This window comes from Flavobacterium ustbae, assembly GCF_003946915.1.
In the GTDB taxonomy this organism is placed as follows: Bacteria; Bacteroidota; Bacteroidia; order Flavobacteriales; family Flavobacteriaceae; genus Flavobacterium; species Flavobacterium ustbae.
This window is the reverse complement of sequence record NZ_RPOC01000022.1, coordinates 16,101-33,760: the sequence shown is the minus strand read 5'-3', so window position 1 is coordinate 33,760 and position 17,660 is coordinate 16,101. Positions and strand designations below refer to the sequence as shown.

Sequence of the window (17,660 nt, the reverse complement as noted above, 5' to 3'; positions counted from 1 at the left end):
AGTTCCATTTTTATTGGTCTGTTTAAAAATATTTAGAGGAAAGAAAAATAGTGGATTTATTGTAATTAATTGTTTGTTAGTGTTTTAAGTTTGGCGTGTTCTTTTTTTGATTAAATTTATCTGAAAAATAAAGCAATATGGTTACAGCTATACTTAGAGCAAATCCTGAACTGGCACTTTTTTTATGCCTGGCTCTTGGATTCTTAATCGGCCGCATTAAAATCGGGACATTTAAAATTGGTGTAGTATTAGGAACTTTATTCTCTGGAGTGCTAATTGGCCAGTTGGATATTGAATGATGTCTTAGTTGGAACTTATTATTTGAAAGTTAAATTCCGCCATAACGCAATGTTGATCCTAAAACCAGCATGGCAACTCCTATTGAAGTAACAGTTAAAATAATTACAGCTATATTTTTGATATTATTTTCATTGAGATTAGGAATAACATAAAATTGAGCACAAACAGCGCAGATAAAAGTACAGAAAAGTAATATCAGTTTAAGCGAAACTACTTTTTCAAATCCGCTAGAAAAATGAAACCAGGTTTCTGCAGTTATACCAAAATCGTATGCCATCCAAATTCCAGTTATAATCAATAAAGCGAGAGAAGACATTCCGAGTTTTTCAAATTTCTTTTCGAAGTTTAAAATAATGTGATGATCTTTTTTCTTTAAGGCTGTCGGAAGATAACAAATGGCTAAGAGCAAGTGGCCGCCAACCCAAATTGTTGCCGCTAAAAGATGAATGATTAAAATAAAATGATGTAAGGTCATAAGTCCTTTATTTTTACGTTGTTATTCTCTAAAAATAACTTTTATTTTTTCAGTTGAAAAGTTTTTAAGCTGTATTTTTTTATTTGAATGATCTAATTTTGAAAGCGTTGGAACATTATTCATAAAGTGCTGGATAAAATAATTTCCTTCAAAACCTTTTACTTCAAGATATTCAATCATTCTGATAAAATCATTTTCTGTAATTAACGAAGAATGAAAAGTGGTGCGAACTTCAAATATAATATTCGACCGAATTAAAAGCGAGAGACTTTCTTCAAATTCAGAAAATAAGCCTGATTGCGTTAGTTTTTCAAAGGTATGAGGAAGACTTTTATAATCTAACGCAACATAATCAATTAATTGATCATGAATCAGGCTTTTCAATATTTTTGGGTTGGAACCGTTGGTATCTATTTTAACCGCAAATCCCATTGCTTTGATTTCTTTTATAAAATCAATTATTTTTTTGTGTAAAGTACATTCGCCACCGCTTAATACGACACCGTCTAATAATCCTTTTCTAGTTTTTAAGAAAGAAAGAACGTCGTCAAAACTTATTTTTCCCTTTCCTAAAACAATATCAGGATTGTAGCAGTATAAACACCGCATGTTACAGCCCGCAAACCACACTATGCAGGCTGCTTTATGCGGATAATCTAATAAAGTAAAAGGCGTGAGGCTAAATATTCCTTTATTAGATAATGGTTTCTTCGAAATGTGTACGCTGTTGGTGTTCACCTTTTTTTCCAATGTTAAAACTTTCTACAGGCCTGTGATATCCCATTACACGTGTATAAACCAAACATTTACTTCTTTGGGATTTTTTTTCTTCTAGAATTTTAAGCGTTTTCGTTTTCATAAGCCAAGTGTTTTTGATTGTTTTTATTGAGTAAAATTTCGTCGCATTTTGGACAATATTCATGTTCTCCGTTTAAATATCCATGAATAGGACAGATGCTAAAAATTGGTGTTACCGTTATATAAGGCAGTTTAAAGTTGGTTAAAACTTTTTTCACGAAGTTTTTACAAGCTTCAGAACTGCTTATTTTTTCTCTCATATAAAGATGTAAAACTGTACCACCAGTATATTTACATTGTAATTCGTCTTGAAGCAATAAGGCTTCAAAAGGATCGTCGGTATGGTCGACTGGAATTTGTGAACTATTGGTATAATATATGTTTTCACTTTGCCCTGCCTGCAAAATTTCAGGAAAGCGTTTTTTGTCTTCTTTGGCAAAACGATATGTTGTTCCTTCTGCCGGAGTTGCTTCAAGATTGTAAAGATTTCCAGTTTCTTCCTGAAATTCTTTCATCCTTAATCGAATGTGATCTAGAATTTCTGTTGCAAAATGGATTCCTGAATTTGAAGTAATGTTCTGCTTTCCTTCAGAAAAATTAACCACCATTTCATTCATTCCGTTTACACCAATGGTGGAAAAGTGGTTTCTAAAATGCTTCAAATAACGCTGTGTGTATGGGTAAAGCCCGCGATCGTACATTTGCTGAATAAAGGTTCTTTTTTTCTCTAAAGTCGATTTTGCGATTTGCAGCAATTGATCTAAATGTTCAAAAAGCGTAATAATATTTCCTTTATGCAAATATCCTAAACGCGCCATATTGATGGTTACAACACCAATGCTTCCCGTCATTTCGGCGCTTCCAAAAAGACCGTTTCCTCGTTTTAATAATTCTCTTAAATCGAGCTGTAGACGGCAGCACATGCTTCGAACGGCATTGGGTTTGTAAGCTTCCGGATTTTCGATACGATTGCCATTTTTATCCAAAATATATTGGCTTCCTATAAAATTCTGGAAATAGGACGAACCAATTTTGGCTGTATTTTCAAATAATAAATCGACATTTTCTCCTTGCCAGTCAAAATCTTCTGTAATATTTACGGTCGGAATTGGAAATGTGAACGGCTGTCCATTGGCATCTCCTTCTGTCATAATCGTATAATATGCCTTATTAATAAGATTCATTTCATTTTGAAAATCGCCATATTTCAAATCGATTAGTTTAGATAGGCCTCTTTTTTTAGCTTCTAGAACTAGATTTTCATTATCGATGTTCAAAAATAAATGTTGATCGTTTCGTGTCGGAATCTGTTCTTTTAGATCGTCGGGAACATTCCAATCTAAAGTGATATTCGTAAAAGGCGACTGCCCCCAACGCGCTGGCACATTTAAGTTATAAACAAAACTTCTCACAGCTTTTAAAACCTCATCATAACTCAGTTGATCTTTAAAAACATAGGGAGCCAAATAGGTATCAAAAGAACTGAAAGCTTGAGCGCCTGCCCATTCGCTTTGCAGAATTCCCAGAAAATTAGCCATTTGTCCCAATGCTTCTCTAAAATGAGAAGGAGGTCTGCTCTCGACACGGCCACGCACGCCATTAAAACCTTCATTTAATAGCACACGCAAGCTCCAACCAGCGCAGTATCCGGTAAGACAATCCAAATCATGAATGTGTATGTCGCCATTCCTGTGAGCAGAACCTTCTTCTTTATTATATATTTTATCAAGCCAATAATTGGCAATTACTTTTCCTGCTGTATTGCTGACTAAGCCAGCATTTGAATACGAAATATTCGCGTTCGCATTAATTCTCCAATCAGACTGATTGATATATTCTTCTACAGTCTGTGTACTATCGATATAAGTGGTGTCGTCGTTAAATCCATTAATATGTTCTCGCTGTAATTTTCTTGTATGGCGATAAATTATAAACGAACGCATGGTTTGAAAATAGCCATTCTCAAAAAGTACTCTTTCTATTATATCCTGAATTTCTTCTACAGGCCAAGAATATTTTACTTCAAGACTACAATAAACAAGTTTGAAAATTCTCTTGTCTACAGGCTGATTGACGCTTCGAAATGCTTTTGAGATTGCATCTTGAATTTTATAAGCTTCAAAAGGCTTATAGTCTCCATTGCGTTTGATCACATATTTTTCCATTCTTTATGACAGTTTCAAGTTGGTTTTTTTCTTTAGGGTCTTTTTTTTTTACTTCAAAGTGCGCTAAGTTATCTTATTAAGACACTGAGCAGAATCTATATTTTAAGTTTGCAAAGCTTTGTCTAGACAAACTTTATTTCAACAAAGCTTTGCGAACTTTTCAGTATTTATAATCTTAAAAAAAGCCTCGCGTTCTTTGCGTAACCTTTGCTTCTTTGCGGTTAAATTTTATGCAAAGTCCGTTAAGATACTTTTTCAAGTGTTTTTTCAAGTTCAATTGCTTTCGGAAAAAGAATATTGTTTTCCAAATGAATATGTTTTTTCAAATCTTTATCAAATTCTTCTAGCATTGCAAAAGCTGCTTTATAAGTATTGCAGGAATCAATTGGTGGCGTATAGTTATTGCTTAATGCCCTGATTCTTCTAAAACGTTCACCCTCGGTAACATGATCGTCTTTTAATGTTGCAATTGGATTTTCGATAGAAAAAAAAGGCGGTGTTTCCAGTTCTGTGCCTTTACTGTGGGCGATTTTCATTTGTTTTATGAAGGGAAAAACAACCAACTCTTCTCTTTTCATATGAGCTGTCAGATCTAGATACGATTTTGAAAAAATGGTATGAATCTCGTGTAGCTCAGGATGAATCGCACCGTGAACACCGCATAATTTAGTTAAGTATTGAAGAATAATTGGAGATTTTTCTTCAACATATTTATGATGAATTTTGGTTATATAATCTGCTATCATGTCGGGCGACCAACTTTTATAATCAAAAGACTGATTGGCAGAACCGTTTCTTGCTTTTTCTATATGTTCGATAAGAACTTTTTCTTCAATATCTCTCTTTTTGCAGACTTCTTCAATTGTGCGATGTCCTTTGCAGCAAAAATCAATATGCAGTTTTGTAAAAATGGCTGCTGTTTTGAAATCATCTGCTACGATTTCACCTATTGTGGTTTTACTTGTTAGTTTCATAGTGATAGAGGGGTATAGATTAATTTTGGTTTCAGCACATTTGTTTGTTTGTTGTGGCTTTGCATTGCTTAATTATAAGTAATGAAGCAGCGATCATATTCGAAAATTCTATAAACGGAATAGTAATTTCGTGTCTTTCAGTAAGCGAAATAGAATGATTATGGAGCGCTTTAATTTTTTCAAAAGCCAATTCGGCATCACGATCTTCACTCGTGTAGAAAGACGTGACCAATTTTTGCAATTCTTTTTTTAATATTTCAAAAGCATGGTAATCGTTAGTTTGTTCTGCTTTTGGAAACTTCGGAATTAATATTTTAGATGAAAAAAGAAATTCGGCAATAGTTTTATCTACATTTTCTGAGGCTTGATGCGCAAATACCAAAGCTTCAAGAAGGGAGTTAGATGCCAAACGGTTTTTTCCATGAAGTCCTGTTCTGGCACATTCTCCAATAGCATAAAGATTTTTGATTGTTGCGACACCATTTTCATCTACACGAATTCCTCCGCACTGGTAATGTGCCGCAGGAACAATTGGTATCAGATCTTTTTCTGGATAAATTCCTAATTGATTACAATGGGCAGTAATAATAGGAAAATGTTCTGAAAAAGCTTCGTGATCCAAATGTCTGCAGTCTAAATATACATGATCTTTTGAAGTTAATTGAAGCTCTTTGCTAATAGCATTTGAGACAATATCGCGTGTTGCGAGCTCACCACGCAAATCATATTTAAATAAAAATCTTTTTCCTTCTTCATTGATAATATGAGCGCCAAAACCACGTACAGCTTCCGAAATCAAAAACAACGGATTTTCTCTTCCTGTATATAAAGCCGTTGGATGAAACTGTATATACTGCATATCTGTAATTTCTGCTCCTGCGCGTGCTGCCATTGCCAAACCGTCGGCAGTTGCTATTTTTGGATTTGTTGTATTTTCGAAAAGCTGCCCGCATCCGCCAGTACTTAAAACAATAGTTCGAGTTCTGATGTATTTAATGCGATTATGTTTCTTTTCATAAAAAAAAGCTCCGGTACAAGTAGTTTTAGCTTTTTTTGTTTCCGTATTGATGTCAATGACCAAATGATTTTCCAAAAGTTCAATATTGGGCATCTTTTTAATCATTTTGAGCAGTTTATGCTCAATTTCCTGTCCGGAGCTATCTTTATGATGTAATATTCTATGTTGAGAATGTCCGCCTTCTAGACCTAAATCCCATTGGCCATCTTTAGTCTTGTCAAATGAAGTTCCAATTTCAATTAACTCTTTCAGTCTGTCTGGCGCTTGACTTATAACCATTTTGACAATTTCTTCATCGCATAAGCCTCCACCAGATCTAAGTGTATCTTCAATGTGTTGATTAAAACTGTCATTCAAGTTTTCTGTTACCACAGCAATACCACCTTGTGCCAATCTGGTATTGGTGTTTTTTGCCGTTTCTTTCGTCATTATAACAATAGATAAATCGGGACGTTTTTTTGCCGTTTTCATAGCAAAAAATAATCCTGAAATACCAGAACCTATAATTAATATATCTGTTTTAAGCATGTTACTTTGATTTAGAGTTATCTGGTTTTTATGAAAGTTCAAGCATCTTTTTTATTGGTTTTAATGCTTCTGTTCTGAGTTCTTCTGCAACCAGCATTTCTGGACTTTCATTTTTAAGGCACAAATACAGTTTTTCTAATGTATTCATTTTCATAAAGGCACACTCACTGCATGCACAGCTATTGTTTTCTGTGGTAGGAGCCGGAATCAGCGTTTTATCAGGTACAGCTTTGGCAAGCTCATGCAAGATACCGGCTTCTGTGGCCACAATGAAAACGGCAGCAGGATCCGTTTTAATGAAATTAATAATTCCAGAAGTTGAGCCAATGTAATGCGCTGCTTTTAAAATATGGCTTTCAGATTCTGGGTGTGCCGCAATTTTTGCAGACGGATTTTTATTATATATTTCAATAAGTTTGTCTAATGAAAAGGCTTCGTGCACAACGCATGAGCCTTTCCATAAGACAAGTTCGCGCTTGGTTTCATTTTGAAGATATTTGCCTAAATTTTCATCTGGCGCAAATATGATTTTTTGTTCTGCGGGTATAGACCCAATTATTTTTTTGGCATTTGCCGAAGTGCATACTAAATCGCTCATTGCTTTTATTTCGGCAGAGCAATTGATATAAGTTACAACGACATGATCAGGATGCTGTTCTTTAAACAATTTGAAATCTTCGGGAGGACAGCCGTCTGCAAGTGAGCAGCCAGCATTCCAATCGGGTAAAACTACTTTTTTTTCAGGGTTTAAAATTTTGGCTGTTTCTGCCATAAAATGAACACCTGCAAAAACTATTAAATCAGCTTCTGTATTTTGAGCTTTTTTTGCCAATTCAAGACTATCTCCAATAAAATCTGCTATTTCCTGTATATCCTCATCTTGATAATAATGAGCCAGCACAATAGCATTTTTTTCTTTTTTCAATCGGATTATCTCCTGGGCTAAAAAGTTCTTGTTCATATTAATTCTTAAAATTTTTCTGCTAAAACCATTGTATAATAGCTAATAGCATTTCTTTTGTAACTTGATTAAAAGTATATTTTAGTACATCATTTTAATAGGGTAAATATATTATCATCATTTTGTTCAAAACATGATTCTAATCATACTGCGTTAGATTTGTTTTTTTATATTACGCGGAGGTTTATTTTATAAAAGTTGTTGAAAGAAAGGGTTTTGTGTTTTAAAAAGAAAAAGTCCGAAAGAAGATATTTCTCTTCTTTCGGACTTTAATTTTAGAAAACTATTTAAGATTACTTAGCGTCTATCAGCGTAAGCGAAACTCTTCTGTTTAACGCTTTATTTTCTGCTGGAGTATTTGGAACTAAAGGTTCTTTTTCTCCTTTTGAAAACAAATGCATACGATTAGATTCTATTCCTTTATTCTTCAAATAGTCAGAAACAGCTTCAGCTCTTTTCATTCCAATTTCAAGATTACGAGCTTCGGTTCCGATATCGCAAGTATAACCTGTAATATTTAGTTCTATATCTTTATTCGCTTTTAGAATTTTAGCGATTTCGTCTAATTTTGTAGCAAGCTGTGGAGTTACGTTAGTGTTTCCAACTTCTTGAAAGGCAAGAGGTTTTTCAACGATGCTTCTTTCAGTTGGCGTCAGTTCTTTTTTGACTGGTTCAGTTTCAACAACTTTTTGTTCAACTGGAGTAGTTTTCTGAACAGGCGCTTCTGTTTGAGCCACAGTTTCTGTTTTTGGAGCTGCAGCTACAGGTTCTGGTCTATCTTTTGTTAATGAAAAACCTAGTTTTAGCTGTATACCTGCAGAGAAGTAACGGCTTTCTTGAACAATTTTTCTATTTCCGCTTGTGCCATTAGCCTGAATATTATCTAGTGAGTTCGGATTATAAGCCACGATATTAACATCTACACTCTCTTTTGCTAATTCTGTCAAGCCATAATCAACGTATATTCCAGTATAAAGCTGTGTTTTTTCTTTTAGTTTAAAAGTAAGACCAGTTTCAGCACTTAATAGAAAAGAAGGATCTAAACTAACGGTTGTCTTATCTTGCCAATTTGTTACTTTACCAAATCCGTGAGAAGGCAGATCGTCAATTAAAAGATTGATATCAGGGTAGTAGCCACTCAATTGCAATTCTGATGCTGAAGCTTTTACGGTCTGTTTTCCTGGAAAGAGAATTTTTCCTCCAAAACCAAAATACAATTGTGTCTGAGAAGCTATCGAAGTTCTGTATTGCATAAGAAGCGGAATTGCCACCCCAATAAAATGCTGATCTTCTTTATAGTTAGTCGGAGTTACTTGGTATTCAAATGCAGAAGTCTGATCATCAACTTCATAAGTTGAAATTGTCGTTCCGTTGTCTAATTCGAAACTATTCTGATTGTAAGTAACATCGACTCCTGTTGAGATTCCCCAGTGATCGCTGAAGAAATAGGTGTATCCGACACCTATTCCTCCTCCAAATTTTAATTTACCGTTTCCGATATTGCTATCATAGAGAATTCCAGAAGGGCCTCCATTAATTTTAAAATTAATTTCCTGAGCCTTTATCGTGACATTAAACAGTAGTAGTGTAGCTATGGTGATTTTAATTTTCATTGCGTGTAATTTTAAATTAAATCTCATTTTTATTTAACCAATAAGTTGATTGTTTTTATCTGACCGTCTGCCAGTTTAAGAACGACAACGTATAAAGCTACCTGAGACGGAGCGATAATCTGATTTTGATTTTTTACATTTGAAATAGTCTGGACTAATCTTCCTGTAATGTCATAGATAACGACTTCTGATCCGTTTAGTTGAGATTCGCTAAAATCACATTCTAAAGTAAATTCAGCTCCAGGTCTAACTGGGTTTGGATAGATTTTGATTTTTTTGGTGAAAATTGTTCCGCTAGTCTCAATTGGACAAGATTGGATTGAATTTCCATTTTTATCTTTTGCTACAACATAGTATGTACCGTTTAAAGGCAGAATTTCGCTGTAATACTGACGGGTTGCGCCAGAAACGGCTGCTCCATTTTTGTACCATTGCCAAGCTACATAATTATTCGATTTATTATCGAAGAATAAAACATTTGCCCATTGCTGTATGACAAGTCCAGATTGGCTAACTTGAATTGGTTTCACAATGGTCGTAGCCGGATTATAATTTTGATCACCGTTTTGTACAGCGGTAATTGTCGAGCTTCCTGATCCAGAGATATTTAAAGTTGTTCCTGAAATTGTTCCCAAGGCTGCATTTGCAATAGTATACGAAACTGGTAAACCGCTATCTGCTGTTGCCGTTAGAGTGACAGTATTTGAATCTGTACATCCGAATTCTAAAGTCTGATTCCAAGTAATGGTCTGATTGGCTTTAGTAATTTCGAATTCTGCACCATTAAATACAATAGTATAATCTGCTCCTGCGCTAATTGATCCTAGTTTGATATTGTATTTTCCAACATTTTCGCCTGCATCTCTAGAAAGCAGACCAGTAATTATAGCATTTGTATCTCCATTCGCAAAGCCTAAAGACGTAAAGTTAAATACTGGATCGGCTGTACCGTATACTTTTGTATGTCCTGTAGCTGCCGTTATAGTAAGCGTATATTTTTGTGTGGTAAAACTAACTTCATTTCCATAATTAACTACACCATTACTATTTACAGCATAACTTCTAACATAATAAGTTCTATTTCCTCTAAGCCCTGATACTGTATTTGTAAATGTTCCTAAAGAAGCCGTAACATTTATTTTAGTGTCTGCTGTTGTAGGTTCTGTATGCAATGCGTAGACAAAACCAACTTCTGTTAGACATTCTCCTTTATCTGTATTTATTCCGTTTGAAGAAGCGGTACCAGATAATGAAACACCAGTTGAAGTTACTTCAGATACTGCTAAAGTGTTTAACGTTACAGGATTAGCGGGTTGAATTATTTCGACAGTTATAAAAGTAGAGCAAGAGTTGGCATCTGTAACGGTTACCGTATATGTTCCAGCAGCAAGATCAGTTGCAGTTGCGGCAGTTCCGCCAGATGGAGCCCAAGAATAAGTATACGTTCCAGTTCCGCCAGCTGCACTAACTGTAGCATATCCGTTATTTCCGTTATAACATGAAACTTCTGTAGCTATTACATTTAGAGATAAAGTATCTGGTTCTGTTATTGTGATGGTATTTACCACAGAACATGAGTTTTCGTCTGTAACGGTTACAGTATAAGTTCCAGCAGAAAGACCAGTTGCTGTAGCAGAAGTACCTCCAGAAGGAGCCCATAAATAGCTGTAATTGCCTGTTCCTCCAGTAGCTACTACTGTAGCTGTACCGTTATTGCCTCCACTACATGAGACATTGGTTTGCGAAGCTGATGCCGAAAGTGGAGTAGGTTCTGTTATTATAACAGATGCTGTTGTAAAACAGGTATTTGAATCGGTAACGGTTACTGTATATGTACCAGGACTTAATCCAGTTGCGGTTGTAGCAGTTCCGCCAGATGGAGCCCATGAATAGGTGTAAGTTCCAGTTCCTCCAACAGCTGTTACTGTAGCTGTTCCGTCATTGGCTTGATTGCATAAAACATCTGTTTTAGCTATTGTAGCCGTAAGCAAAGGAAGTTCTTCTATAATTACTGTTGCTGTTGTCTGACATAAGTTGGCATCTTTTACAGTAACGGTATAAGTCCCCGCTGCAAGTCCAGTTGCTGTTGCAGCCGTACCTCCAGATGGAGCCCAAGAATAGGTATAAACTCCGGTTCCTCCTGTTACACTTACAGTTGCAGATCCGTTGGAATTGCCATTACAAGAAACATCAGTTTTAGCTATTGTTGCATTAAGCGCGTCAGGTTCTGTGATAGTAAAACTTTGTGTTTTGGAACAAGAATTAGCGTCTGTAACAGTTACTGTATAAGTTCCTGCACTAAGTCCAGTTGCAGTTGCTGCTGTACCTCCAGACGGAGCCCAAGCATAAGTATAAGAACCTGTTCCTCCAATTACACTAACTGTAGCAGATCCGTCATTTGCATTATAGCAAGAAACATTTGTAGGAGTTAAAGTTAAAGACAAAGCGTCAGGTTCTGTAATTGTAATGGTATTTACAACAGAGCATGAGTTTTCGTCTGTAGCGGTTATGGTATATGTTCCAGCACTTAAACCCGTTGCTGTTGCAGCCGTACCTCCAGATGGAGCCCATAAATAGCTGTAATTGCCTGTTCCTCCAGTAGCCACTACTGTAGCCGTACCGTCATTACCACCATTACAAGAGACATTGGTTTGCGAATCTGTTGCTGAAAGCTGAGAAGGCTCTGTAATTAAAACAGATGCTGTTGTAAAACAGGTATTTGAATCGGTTACGGTTACTGTATATGTACCAGGACTTAATCCAGTCGCTGTTGCAGCAGTTCCTCCAGATGGCGACCATGAATAGGAGTAAGTTCCAGTTCCTCCAGATGGAGTTACTGTAGCTGTTCCGTCATTTGCTTGATTGCATAAAACATCTGTTTTAGCTATTGTTGCTGTAAGTAAATCTGGCTCTTCAATGGTTACTGTTGCTGTTGTCTGACACAGATTGGCATCATTTATAGTAACAGTATAGGTTCCAGCCGCAAGTCCAGATGCTGTTGCAGCCGTTCCTCCAGATGGAGCCCAAGAATAGGTGTAAGCGCCTGTTCCTCCAGTGACATTTACTGTTGCAGATCCGTTAGTGCCTCCGTTGCAAGAAACATCAGTTTTAGATGTTGTTGTGTTAAGTGCATCAGGTTCTGTGATAGTAAAAGTTTGTGTTTGAATACATGAATTAGCATCTGTAACAGTTAAAGTATAAGTTCCTGCAGAAAGACCTAATGCAGTTGCACCAGTTCCTCCAGATGGTGCCCAAGAATAGGTATAAGCACCTGTTCCTCCTGTTACAGAAACGGCTAAAGATCCGTTAGCGCCACCATGACAAGTAACATCTGTTTGTGAGTCTTTGGTGATTTCAATTGCTGGCGGAGCATTAATCGTAAAGTTTTTTACAATAGAACACCCATTGCCAGCAGTAATGGTTACGGAGTAATTTCCTGCAGCAAGATTGGTAGCGGTGTCAGCATTTCCTCCAGAAGGAGACCATACATAAGTAAATGGTCCAACTGCTCCTGATGGAACCACACTTGCAGATCCTGTATTTATACCATTACAGGTTAAATCAGTTTGAGAAGTAGTAGCTACTAAAGTATTGGTTGTAGAGATGGTAAAGTTTTTGGTAATAGTGCACCCATTACCGTCTGTAATGTCACAGTAATAGTTGCCAGCTGCTAAATTGGCAACCGTTTGACTTGTAGCACCTCCAGGAGTCCATAAATACGTATAATTTCCAACTCCTCCAGCAGGTGTAACAGTTGCTTCTCCTCCTGTAGAACAAGTAGCATCTATTTGAGTGGTAGTAGCTGTTAATTCAGAAGGCTCATTAATCGTAAAACTTTCAGTAATCCAACATCCTTTAAAATCCGTAATTCTACAGGTGTAAATACCTTGTGTAAGTCCGGTAGCTGTAGCAGCAGTTCCTCCAAATGGAGCCCATGAATAGGTATATCCGCCATTTCCTCCTAATGGAGTTACTGTAGCAGTTCCTGTGGCAGTTCCATTACACAGTACATCTGTATGCGATTTTGTAGCTGACAAAATTGCTGGCTCTGAAATAGTAAAACTTTGTGTAGTCTGACATAAATTTGCATCTGTAACAGTTACCGTATAGGTACCCGCAGCAAGGCCAGAAGCTGTAACAGCAGTTCCTCCGACAGGCGCCCAAGAATACGTATAAGTTCCAGATCCGGTTCCTCCAGTAACATCTACTGTTGCATAACCATTTGTTCCCCCATTGCAAGAAGCATCAGATTCAAAACCTACACTGGCAACTAGGGCAGGTGGTTCTGTTATAGTGAAACTTCTATCTGTTTGGCATCCTTTAGCATCAGTAACTGTTACAGTATAAGTACCTGCAGCAAGTCCTGTTGCTGTAGCCGTTGTTTGAATAGGAGTTGTATTCCAAGAATACGTATAAGTTGGTGTTCCTCCACTTACAATAACTTCTGCAACACCATTAGCACCTCCATAGCAACTTGTATTTTGTTTAACTCCTTCAGTGGTGCTTAAAGGTGCGGTTGGCTGGTGAATGGTAAACATTCTGGTTGTTTGGCAGCTGTTAGCATCGTATACAGTTACAGTATAAGTTCCTGCAGTAAGTCCAGTTGCTGTGGCAGTAGTTTGAACAGGATTTGTATCCCATGAATAGGTATAAGCTCCCGTTCCTCCAGTTGGTGCTACCGTTGCAGTACCATTGGCACCTCCATGGCAGGATACATCTGTTTTTCCTCCTCCAATAGCTACATCTAAAGCTGCGGTTGGCTCGTTAATAGTAAAACTTCTGGTTGCGTCGCATCCATTAGCATCGGTAACTGTCACAATATAAGTTCCTGCGGCAAGTCCTGTTGCTGTAGCAGTCGTCTGAACAGGATTTGTATTCCATGAATACGTATAATTTTGAGTCCCTCCAGTTGGTTCTACCGTTGCGGTACCATTAGCGCCTCCTTTGCAGGATACATCTGTTTGTCCTCCTCCAGTGGCTGCGCTTAAAGGCGCAGTTGGCTGGTTAATGGTAAAGCTTCTAGTTGTTTGGCAGTTATTGGTATCGGTAACTGTTACGGTATAAGTACCTTGTGTAAGACCTACTGCCGTGGCAGTTGTCTGAATAGGAGTTGTATTCCACGAATACGTATAATTTTGAGTTCCTCCAGTTGGTTCTACCGTTGCAGTACCATTAGCACCGCCGTTGCAAGACACATCTGTTTTGCCACCTCCAGTCAATGCGCTTAAAGGTGCTGTTGGTTGAGTAACTGTATAACTCAGTTCTTTTGTACATAATTTGCTATCGGTTACTTTAACAGTATATGTTCCTGCCATAAGATTCATTCTGTCTTCAGTTGTTATTCCATCATTCCATTCAAAAGTATATGGCGAAGTTCCTCCCGAAGGAGTAAAATTGATACCTCCTGTATTTCCTCCATAACATGCAACATCAGTTTTAGTAGCGGTACCATCAATTGCAGAAGGCTGATTTATAGTTAGATTATTAATAGTTTTTGTACACGTTTTTGAATCTGTAACGGTCACAGAATAGTTTCCTGCTGGAAGTCCTGTTCTATTTTGGGTTGTAGTAACTCCATCATTCCATAAATAGGTATAAGGTCCAGTTCCGCCTGTTGGAGAAAAATTAATTTCTCCCGTACTTGCACCATTACAAAGTATATTTGTTATTATTGCTATTCCGTTAAGTTCTGCAGGTTGACCCACTGTAATATTGTTTATCGTGGAGTTGCAATTATTAGTATCAGTAATGGTAACTGAATAGGTGCCAGCCGTAAGGCCTGTTCTATCCTGTGTAGTTATTCCGCCTCCCCAGTTATAAGTATAAGATCCGCTACCTCCTAAGGGAGAAAGATCTATAGATCCGTCATTACCTCCATTACAGGATACATCTGTAATTGTCGTTGATGCTGATATAGCAGGGTTTTGAGTTATGGCAAAGTTTTTTGATATAGAAGTTCCTTCACTATCTGTTATTAGAACAGAGTAATTAGTTGGGGATAAGTTAACTGCAGTTGCTCCTGTAGATCCATTAGACCATGCGTATGTATAAGGTGATTTCCCTCCTGAAGGCACTACCGTCGCTGTACCATTATTAAAACCATTACAAGCAATTGTTTGCGATTGTGTAGCAGATAGGGCAGCATTGGTTGTAAATGATTGGTTACTTCCGTAAGCTGTTCCGACCGAATTTCTTGCATATGCTCTATAATGTATAACTGTTCCAGGAAGCAGTGAAGTAGCGTTTACAGTAAAAACACCAGTCTCATTGCTCGTCGTTACATTTGTAACACCTGCACCATTTAGTACTGGGTTTGCTGTCGTGGACCATACAATTCCTCTAGCTTCTATCGCTGCACCACCATCAGTATTTGAACCTCCTAATGTGGCTGTTTTTGCTCCTATATCTGTTGCCGGAGTGGTGGTTACGCTAGGAACAGTAACTCCATTTTCAAATGTAAAATTATCAATAGCAAAATAATCGTAATTGCTACTCAATTGGATTTCTAGTTGATCTATAATTTGATTTGTATTATTAGAACCACCTAAAGTGGCAAAATCTACGAATGTAAATCCGTTTCCAGGCAAACTGTAGCCTATATCAAGACCAGTAGTAGTTTTTACTACTGTGAATACGGTTGATCCAGCAAGTTTTCCTCTAAAAGTTATACTCCCTGGTAGCCCATCAAAGGTTTTATTTGGAAGTATTTCAGCAACTCCAGTTGCATAAAGCCAAAGATTTTTTATTTTAAAAGTACCAGATGCGGAAGTAATAGTGCCAGCTTGTCCAAGAACAACCTGGCCTTGCGGATCAGCGACTTGAATAAAGCCTGAAGTTGCGCCATAACCTAGACCGCCTAGTTGTGCTGTCTTAAAGCCAAAATTAGAAGTTAGATTAAAAGTTTTTCCATTTGATGTAAATGTTGACATATCATTAGGTGCACTGTCAAAGTTTTCGGTATAAGCCTGCGCAATTGTATGCTGTATAGCAAAAAGAAGCAGAGGTATTAGTAGGTAAAGTTTCTTCATAATTTTCTGATATTTAATTATCTATTTAGTATTGCAGTAATATCTTTTTGACTTATATTTCGGACTTTAAAAAAAAAATCAAAGTTTTTTAATATGTCTAAACAAGAACTTACGATTATTGTTAAATCTATCATAGCATCAAATACTTTAGGAGAGCAGTTAGAAGCTGCTCAGCAGCTTTCTTTTTTTTATAAAAAACTAATAAAGCATAGTCATTCAGATGCCAATGAAACATTGGTAAGTGGAGGAATTGCTTTATCGAGTTCAGGTGCAGCTGACTGTGTTGATGATTATCTTAGAACAGTTTCTTTTATAAAAGGAATTTATAAAGCCATAACAAAACTTTTAACAGATTCGACCGAAAAGAATATTAATATACTCTATGCAGGCTGTGGACCTTTTGCAACATTAATTCTCCCTTTATTGCCATTGTTCGATAAAGGAAGAATTAGTGCTATTTTAATTGATATAAATGCTTCCTCTTTAGAATCCGTTCAAAATTTTATTACTTTAATTGATCTTGAAGAATATGATCTTCAACTGATAGAATCTAATGCAATCACTTATGCAATTCCTGAAGATTTTATTGTAGATTTGACGATTTCAGAAACGATGGATTGTGGTTTAACACGTGAACCTCAAATTGCCATTAGCAGAAATATAATAAAACAGTTATCTTCTAATGCTATATTTATTCCTCAAGAAATTAGAATAGATTTAGCCTATACATTTTTTGATTATGAGCCTTATTTTAGGAAGACAATAAACGAAGTAAAGGGCTACAAAGAATTGCAGCCCTATCCTTATAAGGTATTTGTAGATAGATTATTTACAATAAACAAAGAACATTTTGGCAGAGAAAATCATAATTCAAAAATAGAAAGTGCTTTTTATACTCTGCCAGCTACCTTTGAAAATTATCCTGATGTGTGTCTTTTTACCGAGCTTACAATATTTGATGATGTGGAATTAAAAACTGCTGAGTCTTATATTACAAATCCATATTGTCTTATGTCTATGTATGGCATTAGAGATTATTCAGAGATCAAATTAATATATGATTTTGGCGAAATACCAAAATGGTCCTATCAATTGCAATGATGCTATTACAATTTGGTATTAATTTCTTGATGGATATATACCTTCAACACAGATAATATAATTTATGGCTAGGTAAGGTTGCATATTATTTATAGGAAGACCTTGACCAGTAGCAGCGGTGGTAATATTGCTGTTTAAATTCACACTTGGTGTTGACGTTGCAAAACCTAAACTTGGTGTAAATACTCTTGATACGAAAGAACCTGGAACAGCAATTGAAGCATCAGCCACAGGCGTAGAATCAGTTGAATTTGCGCTGCTCACAGAAATTTTTCCAGGTCCAGTATGCACGTGTGGTGGCATATTACTTGTCAGAATTGTAGTAGTTTCTGTACCAGCTGTTTGACCTAAAGCATAATTTTGACCAGATCTGCTGTTTCCTTGTCCAATAGGTACAACACCTTGTAAATTTGGTAAAGCAAAGTTTGTTGTTCCATTTCCCCCATAAGTAGTGCCTAAAATTGAAAACAAAGTTTGGTTTTGTGCAATAGACAATAGCTGTCCTTGACAAAACATGTAGCCTCTAGGAGCAAAATTTCCTGCAAAAATTTTAATTACACCAATCAATTCGTCCATAATTTTTAAGATTTTTAATAGTTAATGTTAGTTTTCGTAGTGTTTTACTACAATGCTAAATTACTTTATAACAAAGTGCTGGGTACGGGGGTTTTTACCTGTTTTTGCTAAAGTGTTATTATT

The 17,660-nt window shown here is 36.5% G+C and carries 12 protein-coding genes; 2 read left to right on the top strand and 10 right to left on the bottom strand.

Annotated features, from left to right (window positions below):
- Window positions 1-137 precede the first annotated feature (137 nt).
- Window positions 138-299, top strand: a complete 162-nt coding sequence (locus EG814_RS19200) for an aspartate-alanine antiporter-like transporter (RefSeq protein ID WP_125723494.1) — start codon at window positions 138-140, stop codon at window positions 297-299.
- Window positions 300-328: 29 nt separating this feature from the next.
- On the opposite strand, the gene EG814_RS19195 is transcribed toward EG814_RS19200, so the two are convergent.
- The 9 genes from EG814_RS19195 to EG814_RS19155 form a co-directional block, all read right to left on the bottom strand.
- Window positions 329-775, bottom strand: a complete 447-nt coding sequence (locus tag EG814_RS19195) for a CopD family protein (protein WP_125723493.1) — start codon at window positions 773-775, stop codon at window positions 329-331.
- Window positions 776-796: 21 nt separating this feature from the next.
- Window positions 797-1,513 (bottom strand): anaerobic ribonucleoside-triphosphate reductase activating protein, encoded by a 717-nt coding sequence (locus EG814_RS19190; protein ID WP_125723492.1) that lies wholly within the window; start codon window positions 1,511-1,513, stop codon window positions 797-799.
- Window positions 1,470-1,634 carry an anaerobic ribonucleoside-triphosphate reductase gene (nrdD, locus tag EG814_RS21280; RefSeq protein ID WP_206430323.1) on the bottom strand — a complete coding sequence of 55 codons (165 nt, stop codon included), beginning with the start codon at window positions 1,632-1,634 and terminating at the stop codon, window positions 1,470-1,472. The genes EG814_RS19190 and nrdD overlap by 44 nt, the downstream gene beginning before the upstream one ends.
- Window positions 1,615-3,738: a ribonucleoside triphosphate reductase gene (locus EG814_RS19180; protein WP_125723491.1), complete on the bottom strand. Its 2,124-nt coding sequence runs from the start codon at window positions 3,736-3,738 to the stop codon at window positions 1,615-1,617. Before EG814_RS19180 ends, nrdD begins: the two co-directional genes overlap by 20 nt.
- Before the next feature lie 242 nt (window positions 3,739-3,980).
- A complete protein-coding gene (ric, locus tag EG814_RS19175; RefSeq protein ID WP_125723490.1) occupies window positions 3,981-4,712 on the bottom strand; it encodes an iron-sulfur cluster repair di-iron protein in 732 nt (243 codons plus the stop codon).
- A gap of 31 nt (window positions 4,713-4,743) precedes the next feature.
- Window positions 4,744-6,258, bottom strand: a complete 1,515-nt coding sequence (gene nadB / locus EG814_RS19170) for an L-aspartate oxidase (RefSeq protein WP_125723489.1) — start codon at window positions 6,256-6,258, stop codon at window positions 4,744-4,746.
- A 28-nt stretch (window positions 6,259-6,286) separates the two neighbouring features.
- Entirely contained in the window at window positions 6,287-7,219 is a 933-nt protein-coding gene (gene nadA / locus EG814_RS19165) for a quinolinate synthase NadA (protein ID WP_125723488.1), read from the bottom strand.
- Between the two features lie 293 nt (window positions 7,220-7,512).
- Complete coding sequence (locus EG814_RS19160; RefSeq protein ID WP_164515349.1) at window positions 7,513-8,832, bottom strand: OmpA family protein; 1,320 nt, start codon at window positions 8,830-8,832, stop codon at window positions 7,513-7,515.
- A gap of 29 nt (window positions 8,833-8,861) precedes the next feature.
- On the bottom strand, window positions 8,862-15,860 hold the full coding sequence (locus tag EG814_RS19155) for a T9SS type A sorting domain-containing protein (protein ID WP_125723486.1): 6,999 nt from the start codon (window positions 15,858-15,860) through the stop codon (window positions 8,862-8,864).
- A gap of 93 nt (window positions 15,861-15,953) precedes the next feature.
- On the opposite strand from EG814_RS19155, the gene EG814_RS19150 reads away from it, so the two are divergent.
- Entirely contained in the window at window positions 15,954-16,961 is a 1,008-nt protein-coding gene (locus EG814_RS19150; RefSeq protein ID WP_125723485.1) for an SAM-dependent methyltransferase, read from the top strand.
- An 18-nt stretch (window positions 16,962-16,979) separates the two neighbouring features.
- On the opposite strand, the gene EG814_RS19145 is transcribed toward EG814_RS19150, so the two are convergent.
- A complete protein-coding gene (locus EG814_RS19145) occupies window positions 16,980-17,537 on the bottom strand; it encodes a phage tail protein (RefSeq protein ID WP_206430322.1) in 558 nt (185 codons plus the stop codon).
- Window positions 17,538-17,660 lie beyond the last annotated feature (123 nt).

Excerpts from the sequence above, each read along its gene's own strand:
- nadB (WP_125723489.1), bottom strand. The coding sequence starts at position 6,258 with ATGCTTAAAACAGATATATTAATTATAGGTTCTGGTATTTCAGGATTA.
- ric (WP_125723490.1), bottom strand. The coding sequence starts at position 4,712 with ATGAAACTAACAAGTAAAACCACAATAGGTGAAATCGTAGCAGATGAT.
- EG814_RS19200 (WP_125723494.1), top strand. The coding sequence starts at position 138 with ATGGTTACAGCTATACTTAGAGCAAATCCTGAACTGGCACTTTTTTTA.
- EG814_RS19155 (WP_125723486.1), bottom strand. The coding sequence starts at position 15,860 with ATGAAGAAACTTTACCTACTAATACCTCTGCTTCTTTTTGCTATACAG.
- EG814_RS19145 (WP_206430322.1), bottom strand. The coding sequence starts at position 17,537 with ATGGACGAATTGATTGGTGTAATTAAAATTTTTGCAGGAAATTTTGCT.
- EG814_RS19195 (WP_125723493.1), bottom strand. The coding sequence starts at position 775 with ATGACCTTACATCATTTTATTTTAATCATTCATCTTTTAGCGGCAACA.
- nadA (WP_125723488.1), bottom strand. The coding sequence starts at position 7,219 with ATGAACAAGAACTTTTTAGCCCAGGAGATAATCCGATTGAAAAAAGAA.
- EG814_RS19180 (WP_125723491.1), bottom strand. The coding sequence starts at position 3,738 with ATGGAAAAATATGTGATCAAACGCAATGGAGACTATAAGCCTTTTGAA.
- EG814_RS19160 (WP_164515349.1), bottom strand. The coding sequence starts at position 8,832 with ATGAAAATTAAAATCACCATAGCTACACTACTACTGTTTAATGTCACG.
- EG814_RS19150 (WP_125723485.1), top strand. The coding sequence starts at position 15,954 with ATGTCTAAACAAGAACTTACGATTATTGTTAAATCTATCATAGCATCA.
- nrdD (WP_206430323.1), bottom strand. The coding sequence starts at position 1,634 with ATGAAAACGAAAACGCTTAAAATTCTAGAAGAAAAAAAATCCCAAAGA.